The sequence below is a fragment of the Hydrogenophaga sp. RAC07 genome (assembly GCF_001713375.1).
Classification (GTDB): Bacteria; Pseudomonadota; Gammaproteobacteria; order Burkholderiales; family Burkholderiaceae_C; genus Hydrogenophaga.
Genome location: NZ_CP016449.1, coordinates 3,712,593 through 3,730,920 on the forward strand (window position 1 = coordinate 3,712,593; position 18,328 = coordinate 3,730,920).

General features: G+C 67.0%; 20 protein-coding genes and 1 tRNA gene. 13 read left to right on the forward strand and 8 right to left on the reverse strand.

What is annotated here, in order from left to right; translation table 11 throughout:
* Positions 1–2 precede the first annotated feature (2 nt).
* Both ychF and BSY239_RS17285 read right to left on the reverse strand, forming a co-directional pair.
* A complete protein-coding gene (gene ychF, locus BSY239_RS17280) occupies positions 3–1,094 on the reverse strand; it encodes a redox-regulated ATPase YchF (protein ID WP_069047886.1) in 1,092 nt (363 codons plus the stop codon).
* Positions 1,095–1,152: 58 nt separating this feature from the next.
* Positions 1,153–2,055: an MOSC domain-containing protein gene (locus BSY239_RS17285; RefSeq protein ID WP_069047887.1), complete on the reverse strand. Its 903-nt coding sequence runs from the start codon at positions 2,053–2,055 to the stop codon at positions 1,153–1,155.
* Between the two features lie 99 nt (positions 2,056–2,154).
* Here BSY239_RS17285 and BSY239_RS17290 point away from each other — a divergent pair, with 99 nt between their 5' ends.
* Genes BSY239_RS17290 through BSY239_RS17305 form a run of 4 tightly spaced genes read left to right on the forward strand, consistent with a single transcriptional unit; the run spans position 2,155 to position 6,334 of the window.
* The gene (locus BSY239_RS17290) at positions 2,155–3,318 is read left to right on the forward strand and encodes an FAD-dependent monooxygenase (protein WP_069047888.1); all 1,164 of its coding nucleotides are present in this window, start codon (positions 2,155–2,157) and stop codon (positions 3,316–3,318) included.
* A 42-nt stretch (positions 3,319–3,360) separates the two neighbouring features.
* Entirely contained in the window at positions 3,361–4,062 is a 702-nt protein-coding gene (locus BSY239_RS17295; RefSeq protein WP_069047889.1) for a DsbC family protein, read from the forward strand.
* 11 nt (positions 4,063–4,073) lie between these two features.
* On the forward strand, positions 4,074–4,532 hold the full coding sequence (locus tag BSY239_RS17300; RefSeq protein ID WP_236944095.1) for a DUF3429 domain-containing protein: 459 nt from the start codon (positions 4,074–4,076) through the stop codon (positions 4,530–4,532).
* Complete coding sequence (locus tag BSY239_RS17305; RefSeq protein WP_069047890.1) at positions 4,532–6,334, forward strand: M61 family metallopeptidase; 1,803 nt, start codon at positions 4,532–4,534, stop codon at positions 6,332–6,334. Before BSY239_RS17300 ends, BSY239_RS17305 begins: the two co-directional genes overlap by 1 nt.
* Before the next feature lie 9 nt (positions 6,335–6,343).
* Here the strand turns inward: BSY239_RS17305 and BSY239_RS17310 are convergent, their stop codons facing one another.
* The 4 genes from BSY239_RS17310 to BSY239_RS17325 all read right to left on the reverse strand — a co-directional run bounded on the left by BSY239_RS17310 (position 6,344) and on the right by BSY239_RS17325 (position 9,584).
* A complete protein-coding gene (locus BSY239_RS17310) occupies positions 6,344–6,919 on the reverse strand; it encodes a hypothetical protein (RefSeq protein WP_069047891.1) in 576 nt (191 codons plus the stop codon).
* Positions 6,920–7,051: 132 nt separating this feature from the next.
* On the reverse strand, positions 7,052–8,353 hold the full coding sequence (gene paaK, locus BSY239_RS17315) for a phenylacetate--CoA ligase PaaK (RefSeq protein WP_069047892.1): 1,302 nt from the start codon (positions 8,351–8,353) through the stop codon (positions 7,052–7,054).
* On the reverse strand, positions 8,350–8,790 hold the full coding sequence (gene paaI / locus BSY239_RS17320; protein ID WP_069049065.1) for a hydroxyphenylacetyl-CoA thioesterase PaaI: 441 nt from the start codon (positions 8,788–8,790) through the stop codon (positions 8,350–8,352). Before paaI ends, paaK begins: the two co-directional genes overlap by 4 nt.
* On the reverse strand, positions 8,790–9,584 hold the full coding sequence (locus BSY239_RS17325; protein WP_069047893.1) for an enoyl-CoA hydratase-related protein: 795 nt from the start codon (positions 9,582–9,584) through the stop codon (positions 8,790–8,792). The genes paaI and BSY239_RS17325 overlap by 1 nt, the downstream gene beginning before the upstream one ends.
* A 158-nt stretch (positions 9,585–9,742) precedes the next feature.
* On the opposite strand from BSY239_RS17325, the gene BSY239_RS17330 reads away from it, so the two are divergent.
* The 4 genes from BSY239_RS17330 (at position 9,743) to BSY239_RS17345 (ending at position 11,973) form a co-directional block, all read left to right on the forward strand.
* Complete coding sequence (locus BSY239_RS17330; RefSeq protein WP_069047894.1) at positions 9,743–10,531, forward strand: enoyl-CoA hydratase; 789 nt, start codon at positions 9,743–9,745, stop codon at positions 10,529–10,531.
* Positions 10,532–10,693: 162 nt separating this feature from the next.
* Positions 10,694–11,104, forward strand: coding sequence for a high-potential iron-sulfur protein (locus BSY239_RS22900; protein ID WP_236944096.1), 411 nt, complete (start codon positions 10,694–10,696; stop codon positions 11,102–11,104).
* 66 nt (positions 11,105–11,170) lie between these two features.
* A tRNA-Met gene (locus BSY239_RS17340) sits at positions 11,171–11,247 on the forward strand.
* Between the two features lie 165 nt (positions 11,248–11,412).
* The gene (locus BSY239_RS17345) at positions 11,413–11,973 is read left to right on the forward strand and encodes a YaeQ family protein (protein ID WP_069047895.1); all 561 of its coding nucleotides are present in this window, start codon (positions 11,413–11,415) and stop codon (positions 11,971–11,973) included.
* Here BSY239_RS17345 and BSY239_RS17350 read toward each other — a convergent pair whose 3' ends face one another.
* Both BSY239_RS17350 and BSY239_RS17355 read right to left on the reverse strand, forming a co-directional pair.
* The gene (locus tag BSY239_RS17350; protein ID WP_069047896.1) at positions 11,974–13,278 is read right to left on the reverse strand and encodes a DASH family cryptochrome; all 1,305 of its coding nucleotides are present in this window, start codon (positions 13,276–13,278) and stop codon (positions 11,974–11,976) included. It abuts the gene before it with no gap.
* Entirely contained in the window at positions 13,268–13,837 is a 570-nt protein-coding gene (locus BSY239_RS17355) for a lipocalin family protein (RefSeq protein ID WP_069047897.1), read from the reverse strand. The genes BSY239_RS17350 and BSY239_RS17355 overlap by 11 nt, the downstream gene beginning before the upstream one ends.
* Positions 13,838–13,943: 106 nt before the next feature.
* Between BSY239_RS17355 and BSY239_RS17360 the strand changes: the two genes are divergently transcribed.
* The 5 genes from BSY239_RS17360 to BSY239_RS17380 all read left to right on the forward strand — a co-directional run bounded on the left by BSY239_RS17360 (position 13,944) and on the right by BSY239_RS17380 (position 18,322).
* Positions 13,944–14,291, forward strand: a complete 348-nt coding sequence (locus tag BSY239_RS17360; protein ID WP_069047898.1) for a hypothetical protein — start codon at positions 13,944–13,946, stop codon at positions 14,289–14,291.
* 100 nt (positions 14,292–14,391) lie between these two features.
* Positions 14,392–14,790 (forward strand): hypothetical protein, encoded by a 399-nt coding sequence (locus BSY239_RS17365; protein ID WP_069047899.1) that lies wholly within the window; start codon positions 14,392–14,394, stop codon positions 14,788–14,790.
* A 108-nt stretch (positions 14,791–14,898) separates the two neighbouring features.
* Positions 14,899–16,260: a tRNA (N6-isopentenyl adenosine(37)-C2)-methylthiotransferase MiaB gene (gene miaB / locus BSY239_RS17370; RefSeq protein WP_069047900.1), complete on the forward strand. Its 1,362-nt coding sequence runs from the start codon at positions 14,899–14,901 to the stop codon at positions 16,258–16,260.
* Between the two features lie 15 nt (positions 16,261–16,275).
* Positions 16,276–17,694, forward strand: coding sequence for a sensor histidine kinase (locus BSY239_RS17375; protein WP_069047901.1), 1,419 nt, complete (start codon positions 16,276–16,278; stop codon positions 17,692–17,694).
* Positions 17,684–18,322, forward strand: coding sequence for a hypothetical protein (locus tag BSY239_RS17380; protein WP_069047902.1), 639 nt, complete (start codon positions 17,684–17,686; stop codon positions 18,320–18,322). The genes BSY239_RS17375 and BSY239_RS17380 overlap by 11 nt, the downstream gene beginning before the upstream one ends.
* The last annotated feature ends 6 nt before the right edge of the window (positions 18,323–18,328 follow it).

Below are 18,328 nucleotides of genomic sequence, written 5' to 3' on the forward strand. Positions count from 1 at the left end.
CTTCAGCTGCTGAACAGGAAGTTCATCACGTCGCCGTCCTTGACGACGTACTCCTTGCCTTCGGCGCGCATCTTGCCGGCGTCTTTCGCGCCCTGCTCGCCCTTGAAGGTGATGTAGTCGTCAAACGCGATGGTCTGGGCGCGGATGTAGCCCTTCTCGAAATCGGTGTGGATCACGCCGGCGGCCTGCGGGCCGGTGTCGCCCACGTGGATGGTCCAGGCGCGCACCTCTTTTTCACCGGCGGTGAAGTAGGTCTGCAGACCGAGCAGCTGGTAGGCCGCGCGGATCAACCGGTTCAGACCCGGTTCGTCCTGGCCCAGCTCCTTGAGGAATTCGAGCCGGTCGGCATCGTCCATCTCCGAGAGCTCGGCCTCGATCTTGGCGCAGATGGCGACCACGGGCGCGTTCTGCTTCGCGGCAAAGTCGCGCAGGCGGTCCAGGAAGGGGTTGTTCTCGAATCCGTCTTCGGCCACGTTGGCCACGAACATCGCGGGCTTGGCGGTGATCAGGAAAAACTGCTTGAGCTGCGCCTGCTCTTCCTTGCTGAAGTCGATGGTGCGCACCGGCTGGGTGTTGTTGAGCGCGGCCTGGCATTTCTCCAGAATGGCCACCTGTTTGATCGACTCCTTGTCCCCCGAACGCGCGGTCTTGCTCACGCGGTGCAGCGCCTTTTCCACGGCGGCCAGATCGGCCAGGCAGAGTTCGGTGAGGATGACTTCGATGTCGGCGATCGGGTCGACCTTGTTGGCCACGTGGATCACGTTATCGTCTTCGAAGCAACGCACCACGTTGACGATGGCGTCGGTCTCGCGGATGTGCGCGAGGAACTTGTTGCCCAGGCCTTCGCCGGTGCTCGCGCCGGCCACCAGGCCGGCGATGTCCACAAACTCCACGATCGCCGGCACCACACGCTCGGGTTCAACGATGGCGGCCAGCTTCGCCAGCCGAGGATCGGGCACCTCGACCACACCGGTGTTGGGCTCGATGGTGCAGAAGGGGTAGTTCTCGGCCGCGATGCCGGCTTTGGTCAGCGCGTTGAAAAGGGTGGACTTGCCCACGTTGGGCAGGCCCACGATGCCGCATTGGAGGCTCATGGAAAACTTTCGGATCGGTCGGGGGAACCCGCGATTTTACGGGCGGGGGTTGTTGTTGTCAGAAACGCCAATCGGCGCTGACGCTCTGGCCGACCTTGAGCACCTGCCCGTCGCCCTCGATCACGATGGCGTTCATGCCGAAGGTGATGGCGCCGTTCAGGCGCGCGTCTTGCCGGTAGGTTTGCAGCGTGTCGCCCACCGCCGGGCTGGCAGTGGCGGTGTTGGGGTCGATGTTGGGAATGGGGCAGCGGCCGCAGGGCTTCACGGGTTCGATCAGCGCCGTGCTGTCGCCGGTGGTGATGGTCAGAGCTCCCACGCGGTCCTCGTCGTGGGCCTCCACGCCGCCCAGCACGATGTTGGGCCGGAAGCGGCGCATGTCCACGGGTTCATGGCCGGCGGCCACCAGGCGCGCGTTGAGGTCGGCCAGCGAAGCGTGGCTGGTCACCAGCAGGCCAAAGCCGTCGGCGAACTGGGTCGTGGCCTCGCGTCCACCGGTCCAGGCGGGATCGCTGGGACGTTTCACTTCCGGGTCAAAACGCGCCAGCCGCAACTTCTTCAGATGCGCCGGTGCGTCCGGCCCGAGAAAGTCGCTGAACCACTGCGCCGCCACATCGCCCATGTCGTACGCGTCGACCGCGTCGTCCCACACCCGCACCTTGAGCGGGCCTTCGGCCACGTCCAGTCCCAGGTGCAAGGACAACATGCCGGGTGCACGCAGCATCAGCTGGCCCATCTTGAACGAGGGCTGGATCAGCGCCATGCGCGGCAGCTCGCGCTGGCTGACGAATTCGCCTTCGGCATCCACCACCATCCAGGCACGGTCGTAGAGCAGGCCGGTGTCGGTCAGCTCGGATTCGCGCAACGGGATGCCGGCGCAGGACTTGACCGGGTAGACCCAGAGTTCTTCGATCGTGGCCTGCACGTCGGCGGCGAGAGACACAGGGGTGGCGGCTGGGTTCATGGCGGTGGGTGCAGCAAGGTCGGAGGGGAAAGCCGGGGCGGCCCGCAGGGGTTTGGCCCGTGGAAGGGCCGGATTGTGCCCTGCTCCTAAAATCCCTTCATGAATGCAACACCCCCGCGAACCGGTACCTCCCGGCGTTTTGACGTCGCCGTGCAGGGCGCGGGTGTGGTGGGCCAGACCTTGGCCCTGCTGCTGGCCCGCGACCGCCTGCGTGTGGCGCTGGTCGGCCACCCGCGCGGCACCACCACCCCCGACGTGCGCGCCTACGCGCTCAACAGCGCTTCGCGCGAGCTGTTGCGCTCGGTGCGCGCCTGGCCCGAAACCGACGACGGCGGCCCACAGCCCGGCGCCATCACTCCGGTGACCGCCATGCGGGTCTGGGGCGACGACGGCGGCGAGCTCCAGTTTTCCGCCAGCGACCAGGGCAGCGAAGCGCTCACCTGGATCGTGGACGTGCCGGCACTGGAGCAGCGCCTGAGCGATGCCGTGGGTTTCCAGGGCAGCATCGAACGTGTGACCGAGACCCCGGCCGCGGCTCTCACCGTGGTCTGCGAAGGCAAACGCAGCCAGACCCGCGAGCAGCTCGGCCTGGCGTTTGACGTGCGGCCCTACGACCACAAGGCGGTGGCGGCACGGCTTCGCTGCGAAGTGCCCCATGGCGGCGTGGCACGCCAGTGGTTTGCCAACGGCGAGGTGATGGCCCTGCTGCCGCTGGGTGGAGCTCAGGGGAACTCCGTGGCGCTGGTGTGGTCTGTTCCTGCAGCACAGGCCGACGCCTGGCTGCAATCCGACCCCTCCAACCTGGCCCAGGCGGTGCAGGCGCGCAGCGCCAACACCCTGGGCACCCTGCACATGGAAAGCCCCGCCCAGGCCTGGCCTCTTGAACTCTCTCGCGCACAGCGCTGGATCACCCGCACCGCCACCGGCGGCGTGGCGCTGGCCGGTGATGCTGCGCACGCCATGCACCCGCTGGCGGGTCAGGGCCTCAATGTGGGCCTGGCCGATGTGGCCGAACTCGCCCGCGTGTTGCACGCGCGCGAGTACTGGCGCGACCTCGGTGACCTCAAGCTGCTGCGCCGCTACGAGCGCGCGCGTGCCGCCGAGGTGGGCGCCATGGGCTGGGTCACCGACGGTTTGTTCGGTCTGTTCTCCCACGAGGACAGCCGCGTGCAGGCGCTGCGCAACTGGGGCCTGAGCAATTTCAACCGCAGCGGCCCGCTCAAGCGCTGGCTCGCGCGCCAGGCCATGGGCCCGTCGGCCTGACCCCACCCTTTCTCCCCCCGATCGCCACCGAGCGCCCCCACGATGAAATGTCTCAAGTCCCTGTTGCTGCTGGCGCTGACCGCCTTGTCCCTGGGCGCGCTGGCGCAGGAAGCCGCCATTCGCAAGAACCTCGCCGAGCGCCTGCCCAAGCTGCCGGGCATCGACGAGGTCAGCAAGACGCCCATGCCCGGCGTCTTTGAAGTCCGCATCAACGGCAGCGACATCTTCTACACCGACGCCGAAGGCAACTACCTGATCCAGGGCACGCTGATCGACACCCGGGCCCGTGTGAACCTGACCGAACAACGCCTGGAGAAGCTCACCGCGATCGCCTTCAAGGACCTGCCGTTGAAAGACGCCTTCACCCTCGTGCGGGGCAACGGCAAACGCAAGATGGCGGTGTTCGAAGACCCGAACTGCGGCTACTGCAAAAAGCTGCACCAGGAGTTCGCCGATCTCGACAACGTGACGGTGCACGTGTTCCTCATCCCCGTGCTCGGGCCCGATTCGGCGGAGAAGTCGCGCCGCATCTGGTGCGCCAAGGACAAGGCCAAAACCTACAGCGACTGGATGGTCAACGGCCAGCCGCCTGCTGCCGCCACGTGTGACACCGCAGCCATCGAGCGCAACAGCCGCCTGGCCAGCAAACACGGCATCAAGGGCACGCCCACCATGATCTTCACCAACGACACCCGCGTGCCGGGCTTCATCACGGCCGATCGCATCGAGACCATGCTCAACTGATGCAGCTGCGCATGCCCATGCCCGATGCCCACGGCGAGCCCCATGAGCACCCGCTCATTCACAACCTGGGCTATGCGGGCCTGATCCCGCTGGTGGGTCTGGCGCTGCTGGTCTGGCTGGTCACGTCCGACCTGCAGGCCTGGGTGGCCCTGGCGCTGGCCGCCTACGCGGCCCTCATCGTGTCCTTTCTGGGCGGCATCCACTGGGGCATTGGCTGGAGCCAGATGGCCCAGGCACCCGACAGCAAGACCCACTTCATCTGGGGCGTGTTGCCCTCGCTGCTGGCCTGGCCCGGCCTGGTGATGCCGCCCTACGCCGGTCTGGCGTGGCTGGGTCTGGTGTTGATCGTCTGCTATGCGGTTGACCGCCGGCTCTACACACAGGCCGGGCTGGGTGTCTGGCTCAAACTGCGTTTTCGTCTCTCGGCCGTCGCTGCGCTGAGTTGTTTCATCGCTGCTGGAGCCCTCTGATGCCCAAACGTCCTGCCGCCCCCACCGGCGTGCGCTTCACTGTGTCGGTGCTGGACGCCAATGCACACCTGTTTGCCGTCACGCTGCTGATCGAACAAGCCGCGAAGAACCAGCGGTTGAGCCTGCCGGTGTGGATTCCGGGCAGCTACCTGGTGCGCGAGTTTTCGCAGCACCTGCAAAACCTGCAAGCCTGGCAAGACGGCCATCCCGTCGCCATCCAGCAGCTCGACAAGCACCAGTGGCAGGCCGACGCGGTGGCGGGCCAGGCGCTGGAGCTGCAATACGAGGTGTACGCGTTCGACGCTTCGGTGCGCACCGCCTTTCTGGACAGCACGCGCGGCTTTTTCAACGCCACCAGCCTGTGCCTGCGGGTGGCCGGTCAGGAAGACCAGCCCCACGCGCTGGAGATCGTGGCAAGCGCCGCCACCCAGGGCTGGAACGCCGTGACCGGCCTGGCCCCGCACAGCGTGGACGCCGCAGGCTTTGGCCACTACCGCGCGGCCGACTACGACGAACTCGCCGACTGCCCGGTGGAGATGGGTCGTTTCTGGAACGGCCAGTTCACCGCCGGTGGTGTGGAACACCGATTCGTCATCAGCGGCGCCGGTGCCTGGCTCGATGGCGAGCGCCTCATCGACGACACGCGCCGCATCTGCGAGACACAGATCGCGTTCTGGCATGGCGACGGAGCGCCGCCGTTCTCGAACTACGTGTTCATGCTGCACGCCAGCGGTGACGGCTACGGCGGGCTCGAACACCGCAACTCCACCGCGCTCATCTGCCAGCGCGCCGACCTGCCGCGGCTGCGCCCGTCCGCCAGCGACAAGCCCGCCGCGCTCAAGGCCACCGACGGCTACACCACACTGCTGGGCCTGATCAGCCACGAATACTTCCACACCTGGAACGTCAAGCGCCTGCGCCCGGCCGAGTTCAAGCGCTACGACTACACCGCCGAGAACTACACCGAGCTGCTGTGGTTCTTCGAGGGTTTCACCAGCTACTACGACGACCTGATGCTGCGCCGCGCCGGCCTCATCGACGACACGGCCTACCTGCAACTGGTGGCCAAGACCATCAACCAGGTGCAGCAGACCCCCGGGCGCCATGTGCAGAGCGTGGCGCAAGCCAGTTTTGATGCGTGGGTGAAGTACTACCGCATGCACGAGAACACGCCGAACGCGACGGTGAGTTACTACACCAAGGGCTCGCTCGTGGCGCTTTGCCTGGACCTGACCCTGCGCGCCGAGGGCCACACCACGCTGGACGCGGTGATGCGAGAACTCTGGACACGCTGCAAGGGCGGCCCGATGCGCGAGGCCGATCTGCTGCGCGCGCTCAAGCGCCTGGGCAAGCGCAGCTTCGACGGTGAAATCGCTGCCTGGGTGCACAGCACGGCCGACCTGCCCCTGATCGATCTGCTGCAAGGCCAGGGCGCCAAGCTCACGCACGACAAGGCGCCGCTGGCCCAGCAGCTGGGCCTGCGCGTGGCGGAGTCCGGCGGCAGCGTGCAGATCAAGACCGTGCTGCGCGGCGGCGCGGCCGAAGCCGCCGGCATGGCCGCTGGCGACGAGTGGCTGGGCATGGAACTGGCGCCGGTGCGACGTGGAGGTGCGGCCGAGGCCTGGCGCATCCACAAGCTCGACGATGTGCAGATGCTGCGCGGTCAGCGCACGCGCATCACGGCGCTGGTGTCGCGCGACAACCGTCTGCTGAAGTGCCCGCTGGACTGGCCGACCGAAAGCCAGGCCGTGAAGCTGGGTGTGGCGGATGCGGCGCGCCTGGGCGCCTGGCTGTCGGAGTGACCGACAGGCTCAGACCTTGGGCAGGCGGTCGGCCAGCTCGTCGTCGAACTGCTGCAGCACCGCGGAGCCCTTGAAGCTTTTCAGCCCGTCGCGAATGCGGGGCAACGCGGCCTGGAGGTCGGCCGGGGTCTTGCAGCCTTCGGCGCGGATGGCCAGGGTCTCGCCCATGGGGCCCAGCTGGTCGTTGATGAATCGCACCACCTGGCGGCGGGCTTCGCTGAAAGGCAGCATGGCGGCGGGTGCTGCCGCTGGTGGATTGACCGGCACGGGCTGCGACACCTCGGGCTGAAAGGGGGCCGTTGCGGGCACTTCCACCGGCGCCACGGCAGGCACCGCAGCCACCGCAGCCACCGCTTTCGGTAAACCATCGGCTCCCACGATCTCGACCCATCCCCCGGCCATCAACTCGTTGAGCGAGTTCGCGGCCTGCTCCAGCGAGCCCGCGAGTTTTTCGAACTCGGCCAGGTTGCGTTTGCCATCCACCATGATCAGCAGCGAACGCAAACGCGGCCCGAGACCGGCCGGTCGGGAGGTGAGGGCTTCACGCCCTGCCGCGGTCTTGCCAAACAATGTGTTTTTGTCCATGTCTTTCCCAACTGTGGGGGGTACTGTAGGACAGCAAGTCCCTGCCCGCCTAGGGGTTTGCACTCCATGCGGTGCGATTTCCCACGCTGGCGGCACCCGCCAGTGGGCATTCGCAACATTCTGGCGTCTGCATCAGGCCGAACGCGCGCGCAGATCCACCACCCGCTTGGCCTTGCCCTGGCTGCGCTCCACGCCGCCTTCGGACTTGAGCTCCACCGCCACGCTGCTGCCCACGTACACCTTGACCTCGTGTTGCAGTTGTTTGGCCGCGGCGCGCGCCTCGATGCTCTCGGGCGATAGGCCCGGGCGTGTTTCCACCACCACCGTCAGGTTGTCCATCGGTCCTTCGCGGGTGAGCACGCACTGGTAGTGCGCGCTGAGCTCGGGGCGCTTCAGGATCAGCTCTTCGATCTGCGTGGGAAACACATTGACGCCGCGCACGATCATCATGTCGTCGCTGCGGCCGGTGATCTTCTCCATGCGGCGCATGGTGCGCGCGGTGCCGGGCAGCAGGCGCGTGAGGTCGCGCGTGCGGTAGCGGATGATGGGCAGCGCTTCCTTGGTCAGGCTGGTGAACACCAGCTCGCCCATCTCGCCGTCGGCCACCGGCTCGCCGGTCTCGGGGTCGATGATCTCGGGGTAGAAGTGGTCCTCCCAGATGGTCGGCCCGTCTTTCGTTTCCACGCACTCGTTGGCCACGCCCGGGCCCATCACTTCCGACAGGCCGTAGATGTCGACCGCGTCGATGCCCATGCGCGCCTCGATCGCCACACGCATGTCGTTGGTCCAGGGTTCGGCGCCGAAGATGCCGATGCGCATGCTGCTCTCGCGCGGGTCGATCCCCTGCCGCTCGAACTCGTCGGCAATCGCCAGCATGTAGCTGGGTGTGACCATGATGATGTCGGGCTTGAAGTCCTGGATCAGCTGCACCTGGCGTTCGGTCTGGCCACCGCCAAAGGGCACCACGGTCAGGCCCAGTTTTTCAGCGCCATAGTGCGCGCCCAGGCCGCCGGTGAAGAGGCCATAGCCGTAGCTCACGTGCACCAGATCACCCGGCCGGGCACCACTGGCGCGGATGCTGCGCGCCACCACCGTGGCCCAGGTGTCGATGTCTTTCAGTGTGTAGCCCACCACCGTGGGTTTGCCGGTGGTGCCGCTGGATGCATGAATGCGTGCGCACTGCTCGCGCGGCACGGCGAACATGCCGAAGGGGTAGCTGTCGCGCAGGTCCTTCTTGGTGGTGAAGGGAAACTTCGCCAGATCGGCCAGGCTGCGGCAGTCGTCCGGGTGCAGGCCCGCCGCGTCGAACTTGGCGCGGTAGACGGGCGAATGGGCGTAGGCGTGGCGCAGCGTGGCCTGCAGGCGCTTGAGCTGCAGGGCGCGCAACTCGTCGACGCCGGCCTTTTCAATCGGCTCCAGGGCAAAGGCTTTCATGGCTGTCCTTCCTCGGGAAACACCGTGCCGGAAATCTGCGCGCTCTTGCCGCGGAACAGCGCCACCACCTCGCCGCGCTGGTTGGTCACCCGCATGTCGTAGATGCCGTGTCGACCACTGAGCGTCTGCTCCACGCCGTCGCAGGTGAGCACATCACCTTCGTGCGCCGGCCGCAGGAATTCAATGCTGCAGCCCGCAGCCACGGTGTTCTTGTTGTGGCTGTTGCAGGCGAATGCGAAAGTGGAGTCGGCCAGTGTGAAGATGAAACCGCCGTGGCAGATCTGGTGGCCGTTGAGGTGCAGCGGCTTCACCCGCATGCGCATCACCGCCAGGCCGGGTTCGCAGCTGAGCAGTTCCATGCCCATGGTGTCCTTGCTCGCGGTGTCGACCGCAAACATGGCCTTGCCCACCCGGTTTGCGCGTTCGTGTGGGCTCATCATTCCCCCTTGAACCGGGCCGGGCGTTTTTCGCGGAACGCCATCACGCCTTCGATGTAGTCGTGGGTCTTGCCCAGCGCCGACTGCGTGTCGCGCTCCACATCCAGGTGTTGGCTCAGGGTGCGCGTGCAAGCGTCGCGCAGGAGCGCACGCGTGGCGACCAGCGCGCGGGTCGGCATGGCGGCGAGTCTCGATGCCATGTTCAACGAGTTGCCCAGGCAGTCATCGGCCACGTCCCAGATCATCCCCCACTCCTTCGCTTGCGTGGCCGACAGCTTGTCGCCGGTCATGGCCAGTGCCATGGCGCGCGCCAGGCCCAGACGCTCCACCAGCAGCCAGCTGCCACCGGCGTCAGGCACCAGGCCGATCTTGCTGAAGGCCTGTATGAAGCTGGCACCGGTGGCGGCGATCGCGATGTCGCAGCACATGGCCAGCGACGCGCCCGCCCCCGCCGCCACGCCGTTGACCGCTGCGATGGTGGGCATGCGCAGGCCTTGCAGGCGCCGCGCGGTGGGGTTGAAGGCCTGATCGATCACCGGACCGGGGTCGGCGCGCTGCACCAGATCGGGACCGGGTTCAAAGTCGAACTCGGCGAGATCGGCTCCCGCGCAGAAACCGCGACCGGCGCCGGTGATCACGAGGGCGCGCACCGCCGGGTTGGCCTCGGCCTGGTCGAGCGCGGCCCACAGGTCGTGGTGCATCTTGCGGGTGAAGCTGTTGAGCGCCTCGGGCCGGTTGAGCGTGACCAGGGCCACGGCCCCGCGCTCTTCATACACGACGGTGGCATCTGACATGGCGTTGGGTCTCCTCGGCTGGCGGTGGGTGTTCGGTGGATGGCTCGGCGCTGCAATTTACCATTAGCCAACCAATCGGTCGGCTAATGTTTTCCCTCGGTACCCCCCCCGCTATAGTGGACAGCTTTGCAGCACCACCCGACACCCGAGGAGACCCCATGACCACCGCCACCGCGCCCGAATGCATCACCGTCCGAACCGAAGGCCGGGTCGGCATCGTCACGCTCAACCGCCCCAAACAACTCAACGCCCTGAACAACCAGCTGATGGACGAACTCGGCGCCGCGCTCAAGGCCTTTGATGCCGATGAAGACATCGGCTGCATGATCCTGACCGGCAGCGAGAAGGCCTTCGCCGCCGGTGCCGACATCGGCGCCATGGCCAGCTACACCTTCGCCGATGTCTACAAGGGCGACTACATCACCCGCAACTGGGAAACCATCCGCAGCATCCGCAAACCCGTGATCGGTGCGGTGAGTGGCTTTGCACTCGGTGGCGGCTGCGAGCTGGCCATGATGTGCGACTTCATCATCGCGGCCGACAACGCCAAGTTCGGCCAGCCCGAGATCAAGCTGGGCATCATCCCCGGTGCCGGCGGCACGCAGCGCCTGCCCCGTGCCATCGGCAAATCCAAAGCCATGGACATGGTGCTCACCGCCCGCATGATGGACGCCGTGGAGGCGGAGCGCGCCGGGCTGGTGAGCCGCGTGGTGCCACTGGACAAGCTGATGGACGAAGCCCTGGGCGCCGCGCTCATCATCTGCGGCTTCTCGCTGCCCAGCGTGATGGCGGCCAAGGAATCGGTCAACCGCTCGTTCGAAGGCTCCCTGTCCGACGGCGTGATGTTCGAGCGCCGCATCTTCCACGCGCTGTTCGCCACCGACGACCAGAAGGAAGGCATGGACGCCTTCGTGAACAAGCGCAAGGCCGAGTTCAAGCACCAGTAATGGCGCAGCGCGGGGGTGGGGGATGCACAGGCTGTAACACGCCAGCGCATGGGGCAAGCGTATAAGCGTTTGCACGCAGCAGTAGCCCGAAAGGCAACAATTCGGGAGGCTGCGTGGTCAGGCCTCCGGCCTGCTTCCCACCCATAAATCAGGAGATTCCCCATGACCACACGCCGACGCTTTTTGATGATGGTGCCCGCGAGCGGCGCCGTGCTCGCCGCCGCCTGCTCCAAGCAGGAAGAACCCGCTGCGGCGGCCCCCGCACCCGCGCCCGCCCCGGCCGAACCACCGGCCGCCGCTGCACCGTCCCCGGCAGCTCCGCCCACAGCCCCCATGGCAGCCGGCCCCATGGTCGAAGCCACCGACCCGACCGCTGTGGCGCTGGGTTATGTGGCCGTTGCGGCCAACGCCGACAAGGCCAAGTACCCCAATTTCGTGGACGGCAGCAACTGCGCCAACTGCGCGCTGTACCAAGGCGCCGCAGGCTCTGAAGCCGGCCCGTGTCCGCTGTTCGCGGGCAAGCAGGTGGCGGCCGCCGGCTGGTGCTCGTCCTGGGTCAAAAAGACGACCTGATCCACCGGTTTCGGACCGGGGAGCGCCCGGGTCGCACCTGGATTTGAGCTACAATCCCGCCTCGTTGGTGATATAGCTCAGTTGGTTAGAGCGCAGCATTCATAATGCTGATGTCGGTGGTTCAAGTCCACCTATCACCACCAACATTCAAAAAGCGGGCTCTGGCAACAGGGCCCGCTTTTTTCATTCCAATTTTCCGCAACGCGACGCGTGTCCACCAAGGACACCGAGGGTCCGGCTCCGCCGGCCCAAGGTGTCGCCCCCCTTGCGGGGGTGGCGCAGAAGGCGACGCGGGGGGAGCTCCCGAAATGGCCATCAAGTCCACCATCTTCAAGGCAAACCTGCAGATCGCCGACATCGATCACAGCTACTACGTCGACCACGCGCTCACCCTGGCCCGCCATCCCAGCGAGACCGACGAACGCATGATGGTGCGCCTCGTGGCCCTGGCCATCCACGCCCACGAGCTGCAGGACACCTGCCGGGGCGACGGCACGCTGGCCTTCGGCACCGGCCTGTCCGACCCGGACGACCCGGACGTCTCGCTCACCGACTTCACCGGCCGCAAACGCCTGTGGATCGAGGTCGGCCAGCCCGAAGACAAACCCCTGGCCAAGGCCTGCAGCAAGGCCGACGCGGTGGTGCTCTACGCGTTCGGCAGCGCGGCCGATGTCTGGTGGCGTGGCATCAGCACCAAGCTCACGCGGTTGGACCGCTTGCAGGTCTGGCGCCTGCCCACCGAGGTGGCGCCCGCCCTGGCGCAAATGGCCGAGCGCAGCATGCAGCTGCAGGCCACGGTGCAGGAGGGTGTGCTGACACTTTCCAGCGACCGCGGCAGCGTGGCGGTGGAGCCCATCCGCTGGAAGTGACTAGGTCAGCCACAGCGCGCGGTAGGCGCCATCGGCGTCGTGGTCCCGCGTCTGTTTCTCGACGTTGAAACGCCGCCCGCCGCGCGGGTCGGTGCCGCGCCCGGCGATGTAGAGCCAGTTGCCCTGGTTGCTGTGCACGTCGAAGTCCACCAGCGTGGATTCAAACCAGGCCGCACCCGCGCGCCAGTCGCAGGCCAGATCGTGGATCAGGAAGCTGGCCACCACCTGCCGCAACCGGTTCGACAGGTAGCCCGTGGCGGCGAGTTCCCGCATGCCGGCGTCCACCAGCGGCTCGCCGGTGTTCCCTTGGCGCCAACGCGCAAACGCAGCTGCGTGGTGCGGTGGCGCGGGCAGATTGCTCAGCCCGCGTGCGCGGTAGAGCGCGCGGCCGTGGCGCCGGTGCAGCAGGCGGAAGTGTTCGCGCCAGAGCAACTCGAACACGATCCAGCGGCTGCCATCGCTCGCACCGGCCCAGGCCTCGTGCACCTGCAGCGCAGCGTGGATCTGGCGGGCCGACAGCGCGCCGCAGGCCAGCCAGGGAGAGAACTTGGTCGAACAGTTGGTGCCGCTGAGCTGGTTGCGCGTGGCTTTGTAGTGGCGCGCGAGCGGGCCCTGAAAGTAGCGTTGGAGGTGGGCCAGCCCGGCCGTTTCGCCGCCGGCGAATCCGGGTGTTGCGTAGGGGAAGGACGAACGCACATCCTCGCTCGCTGGCGGCAGCGCCCTCGCGGGATCGTCTGGAGCGGCGGGCACGGGCGGCAAGCGTTCAGGCACGGGCAACACGTCAGGCACCCGCACCATGGCGTGTTCCACCGCCTGGCGAAACGCGGTGAACACATCGGGCACCTTTGTCGGTGCAAACGGCAGGTCGGCCTGCTCGAACAAACCCGACTGGTCGCGCGTGTGCACGGTCAAACCCGCGGCGCGCAGCGCCTGCACCTCGTCCCGCTCTTCGGGCGCGGCGATGTCCTCGGTCACCACGGCATCCATTTGCAACTCGCGGACCAGCGCCGGCAACACATCGAGCGCGCGGCCGGACAACTGCAGCAGGCGGCTGCCGCGGGCCTGGAGCTGGTTGGAGAGGTCGCTCAGGCTGTCGTGCACGAAGCGCTGGCGGTGCGGGCCCCGGCGCACAAAACCCCATGGGGTGCCCGCGTCTTGCGCCGGGTCGTGGCAAAACACCGGCAACAAGGCGCTGGAGGCGGCACAGGCCTCGGCCAGCGCCGGGTTGTCGCCGAGCCGCAAGTCGTTGCGAAACCAGTAGAGGGTGCGTGCACCCGCTCGGGGGGCGGGCCGATCAGCTGTCACTGCGGCTGTGCTCGACCCAGATGAGTTCGTTCGTCCTCACACCCAGGCGCGCGGCCTGGGCCACGAGCTGTTCGCGCACACCCGGGGGCAGCTGTTTGTCGCGCGCCAGGATCCACAGGTAGTCCGTGTTGGGCCCGATCACCATGGCCCAGCGGTAGCCCGGGTCGAGCGCGATCACGTGGTACCCACCGTAGAACGGCCCGAAGAACGAGACCTTGAGCGAGGCGGTGTTGGTGTCGCCGGTGAACAGCGCCTTGCCCACCGCTTCCTTCCATTCACCCTTCGCGGTGTTGAAGCCGCGGTTGACCACGGCCACGCTGCCGTCGGCCTCCAGCCGGTAGGTGGCGTTCACGTCGCTCAGGCCGCGCTCGAAGCGGTGGTCCAGGCGAGCGATCTCGAACCACTGACCGGCATAACGTTTCACATCGAACGGGCTCACCACGCTCACGCCATCGGGTGGCGATGTGCAGGCATTGAGCAGCGGCAGGCCCGCCAGACACAGCAGCAAAAACGCGCGCTGCAACCAGCGGCGCGCAGGTCGGCAAGAGAGTGATGACATGAGGGCTTATCGCAGGTTCGTGGACAGATTTCATTGTGCGCCGTACAGTGAAATGCAGCGGTCCCAAGGGCCAATCGTCCACCGCGCTTCAGTTCGCCCGTGCCCCATGTCGATGTTCAACCAGCTTCCCGGATTCGTGCGCTCGCCCGCCGGGCTGGAGCGCGTGATCCTGCGCCGCATGCCCAAGGCCTTTGTGCTGAGCGCCCTGTTGCCCGCGCTGGCGGCGTTGTCGGCGCGCTGGTTCGACTGGAGCGGCAGCGAGGCCGCAGCGGCCGCCAGCATCCAGATGGTCGACTTCGTGGCGATCGGCGTGGTGCTGCTGCTGTGGACCCTGCTGCTCACCCTGGCCCTCGGGGCATTCATCGTCATGGTGATGAAGGGACCGGCCTATGTGGCCGACGGGTATCCGCTGGTGGAGTCGGACCGGCCGCTGGACGGCCCGCGCCGGCCTTGAAGGGCCTTGCACAGCAGGGCGCGTGAGACAATCACGGCCTTGCCCGCGCGGGCCTGTCAACCAGGCCAGCGACCCTTTCAACAGCCTCTGGACACACACCATGAACCGCTGCCCATCCTCCATCAGCACCGGCCTGCTCGCAGCGCTGATCGCCCTGCCCTTCTTCGCACAGGCCCAGTCGGGCACGCGCGACTTTCCCGCCAAAGCCCTGCGCGGCACCTTGGTGGTGGTGCAGCCGCCGAACGTGACCATGGACGACCGCGCCACCCGCCTGTCGCCGGGCGCACGCATCTACAACACCAACAACTCGCTGGTGATGTCGTCGTCGCTGCTGAACAAGGAAGTGGTCGTGAACTACACCGTGGACCTGCGCGACCAGATCCAGAACGTGTGGATCCTCACCGAGGCCGAGGCCAAGGAAAAGCGCGCCGGCTTCGGCGTGCAACGCAACTACGTGTTCGATTCGCTGCAGCCCAAGCCGGCCGCCAGCACCAACTGAAGTCGAACACGGGGCCTTTCGCGGCCCGCGGCGTTCACCCGATACCCACCCCCATTCGCGCCCAGCGCAGGCACCGGCCTTTGCCGCCCGTGCCACAGGAGCTTTTCCATGAGCAAAAAAGTTTTCATCAAGACCTTCGGCTGCCAGATGAACGAGTACGACTCGGACAAGATGGCCGACGTCATGCACGCCGCGCAAGGCTACGAGCCCACGCAGGACGTGGAAGAAGCCGACCTGATCCTCTTCAACACCTGCTCGGTGCGCGAGAAGGCTCAAGAGAAGGTGTTCAGCGACCTCGGTCGCGTGAAGCACCTGAAAGACAAGGGCGTTCTGATCGGTGTGGGCGGTTGTGTGGCCAGCCAGGAAGGCGCGGACATCATCAAACGCGCGCCGTATGTGGACGTGGTGTTCGGCCCGCAGACCCTGCACCGCCTGCCCGAGCTGCTGAACCAGCGCGCAAGACTCGCGGTGCCGCAGGTCGACATCAGCTTTCCCGAGATCGAGAAGTTCGACCACCTGCCACCGGCCAAGGTCGACGGTGGTGCGGCTTACGTGAGCATCATGGAAGGCTGCTCCAAATATTGCAGCTACTGCGTGGTGCCGTACACGCGCGGCGAAGAGGTGAGCCGCCCGTTTGACGACGTGCTGGTGGAGGTGGCGGGCCTGGCCGACCAGGGCGTGAAAGAGGTGACGCTGCTGGGCCAGAACGTGAACGCCTACCGGGGCGCGATGGGTGACAGCGGCGAGATCGCCGACTTCGCGCTGTTGCTCGAATACGTGGCCGACATCCCCGGCATCGAGCGCCTGCGCTTCACCACCAGCCACCCCAACGAGTTCACGCCGCGCCTGATCGAGGCCTACGCCAAGATCCCCAAACTCGTGAACCACCTGCACCTGCCTGTGCAGCACGGCAGCGACCGCATCCTCATGGCCATGAAGCGCGGCTACACCGCCATGGAGTTCAAGAGCACGGTGCGCAAGCTGCGCGCGATCCGTCCCGAGCTCGTGATGAGCAGCGACTTCATCGTCGGTTTCCCCGGCGAAACCGACGATGACTTCGACAAGATGATGAAGCTCATCACCGACGTGGGTTTCGACACCAGCTTCAGCTTCATCTTCAGCCCGCGCCCGGGCACCCCCGCGGCCAACCTGGTGGACGACACGCCGTATGCGGTGAAGCTCAAGCGCCTGCAGCACCTGCAGGCCACGATCGAGGAGAACGTGCGCCGCATCAGCGCCAGCCGCGAAGGCACGGTGCAGCGCATCCTGGTCGAGGGTGCGTCGCGCCGCTCCAGCGCCGAGGTGCCCGAACTCACCGGCCGCACCGAGTGCAACCGCATCGTCAACTTTCCCGGTGGCCCGCTGGCCGAGCGCCTGGTGGGCCAGATGGTCGACGTGCGCATCACCGAAGCCCGGCCACATTCGCTGCGGGCCGAGGTGTTGACGCACGAAACCGCCCTGGACGCCTGAAGGCCACCCACGACTGTGAAGTCCCCCCGCTTCTCGTTCCCGCAACTGCTGCTGGTCGCGTTCCTGCTGATCGGCTTGCTGCTGGGCGCGGCCGCCTTGCGCGCGCTGTTTTCGCTGGAAGCCTTGATGGCCCAGAGCCGCGACAGCGCGGCACAAGCCATTGCGCTGTCGACCGCGGCGCAGTCCCTGTCCGAGCGCAGCCTGACGATGGAGCGCGCCGCGCGCCAGTCGCTGGTGCTGCGCGACAACCAGCTGCGCCAGCGCTTCACCGAAGCCGCCGGCAACGCACGCGACATTCTCAAACGGCTGGAAGACAACGAACTCCCGCCCGAGTTCTCCTTCAACTGGCTGCAGCAGCTGACCGTCATCACCGAGTTGCTGGAAGGCCCCCCCGAAACGGCGCTGGACCGCGAACGCGAAGTGGCGCGGGCCTTTCGTGAGATCGACGGCCACAGCGCCTCGATCGCGCAGAAGGTGCAGTCCATCATCGGCACGCGCAACGAGGCGCTGCAGGCGCGTTTCGAGACCAGCCGCCAGGAGCTCACGCAGCAGGTGCTGGGTTCGATCTTTGTGGCCGCGGTGATGGCGCTGGGTTTTGGGGTGTGGCTGGCGCGCCCGTTCCAGCGCATCGAAAAAGCCATCCAGGGCCTGGGCGAGAACCGGCTCGACGTGCCCATCGACATCGCTGGCCCGGCCGACGTGCGCCGTGTGAGCCAGCAGCTGGACTGGCTGCGCCTGCGCCTGACCGAACTCGACGCCGACAAGGCGCGCTTCCTGCGGCACATCTCGCACGAACTCAAGACGCCGCTGGCCTCGCTGCACGAAGGCGTGGCGGTGCTGGGCGACGGTGTGGCCGGCGCGCTCAACCCCAGCCAGGCCGAGGTGGTCAACATCCTGCAGCACAACACCCTGATGCTGCAGCACCAGATCGAGGCCTTGCTGCGCTTCAACGCCGCCGCCTTCGAGGCGCGTCAGCTCAAGCGCGAGAAGACCGACCTGATGGCCCTGCTGGAAGACCAGATCGATGCGCAGCGCCTGCAATGGCAGGCCCAGGGCCTCACCGTGCGGGCCGAAGGCGCGCCGGTGGTCCTGCCGATCGACCGCGAGAAGATTGCGTCCGCCGTGGGCAACCTGCTGTCCAACGCGATCCGTTTTTCGCCGCACGGCGGCGTGATCCGCCTGGTGCTGCTGAACCTGCCGGGACGCGCCAGCCTGGACATCATCGACCAGGGGCCCGGTGTGGCCGAGGCCGACCGCGACCGCATCTTCGAGCCCTTCTACCGCGGTGAACGCCAGCCCCAGGGCGCGGTGCGCGGCACCGGCATCGGCCTGTCCATCGTGCACGAGTACATTGTTGCCCACGGTGGCCGCATCGAGCTGCTGCCCCAGCGCCAGGGCGCCCATTTCCGTATCGAACTTCCCCATGCGAATTAGTCTTTCCGCCGCTGCGACGGCGCTCCTGGTGAGCGCCTGCGGCACCATGCCCACGCCGCCCACCGAGCCCACGGTGACCACCGTGATCACCACGCCCGCACCGGCCCCGGCGCCGCAGATCCTGGTGATCACGCCGGTGCAGGCACCCGCGGTCACGCCGCCCGAAGCCCTGAACACACAGGCGCCTCCACTGCCCGACGTGGTCACGGCCCTGCTCACCTACTCGGAGCGGGTTCGCCAGCTCAATCCGAGTGACCTCGCTGCCGAAATCGCGGTGCAGGGCGACCCCGGCAATGTGCCCTTGCGGCAGATGCAGCTCGCACTGGCGCTGATGCACAGCCCCCAGGCGGTGGACACGGCGCGCGCGCTGGCGCAGCTGCAGCGGGTGGTGGGCAGCTCCGCCCCCGAGGCCACGCCCCTCAAACCCCTGGCACGCTTGCTGGGCTACCAGCTGATGGAGCAGCGCCGGCTCGAAGACGGCCTGGAGCGGCAGAGCCAGCAACTGCGCGAGAACCAGCGTCGCATCGATCAGTTGAACGACCGGCTGGAGGCGATGCGTGCCATCGAACGCAGCCTGACCACCCGCCCGCCTGCGGCTCCCAACGGCAGCCGCACCGCGCCGCCCTGAACACCT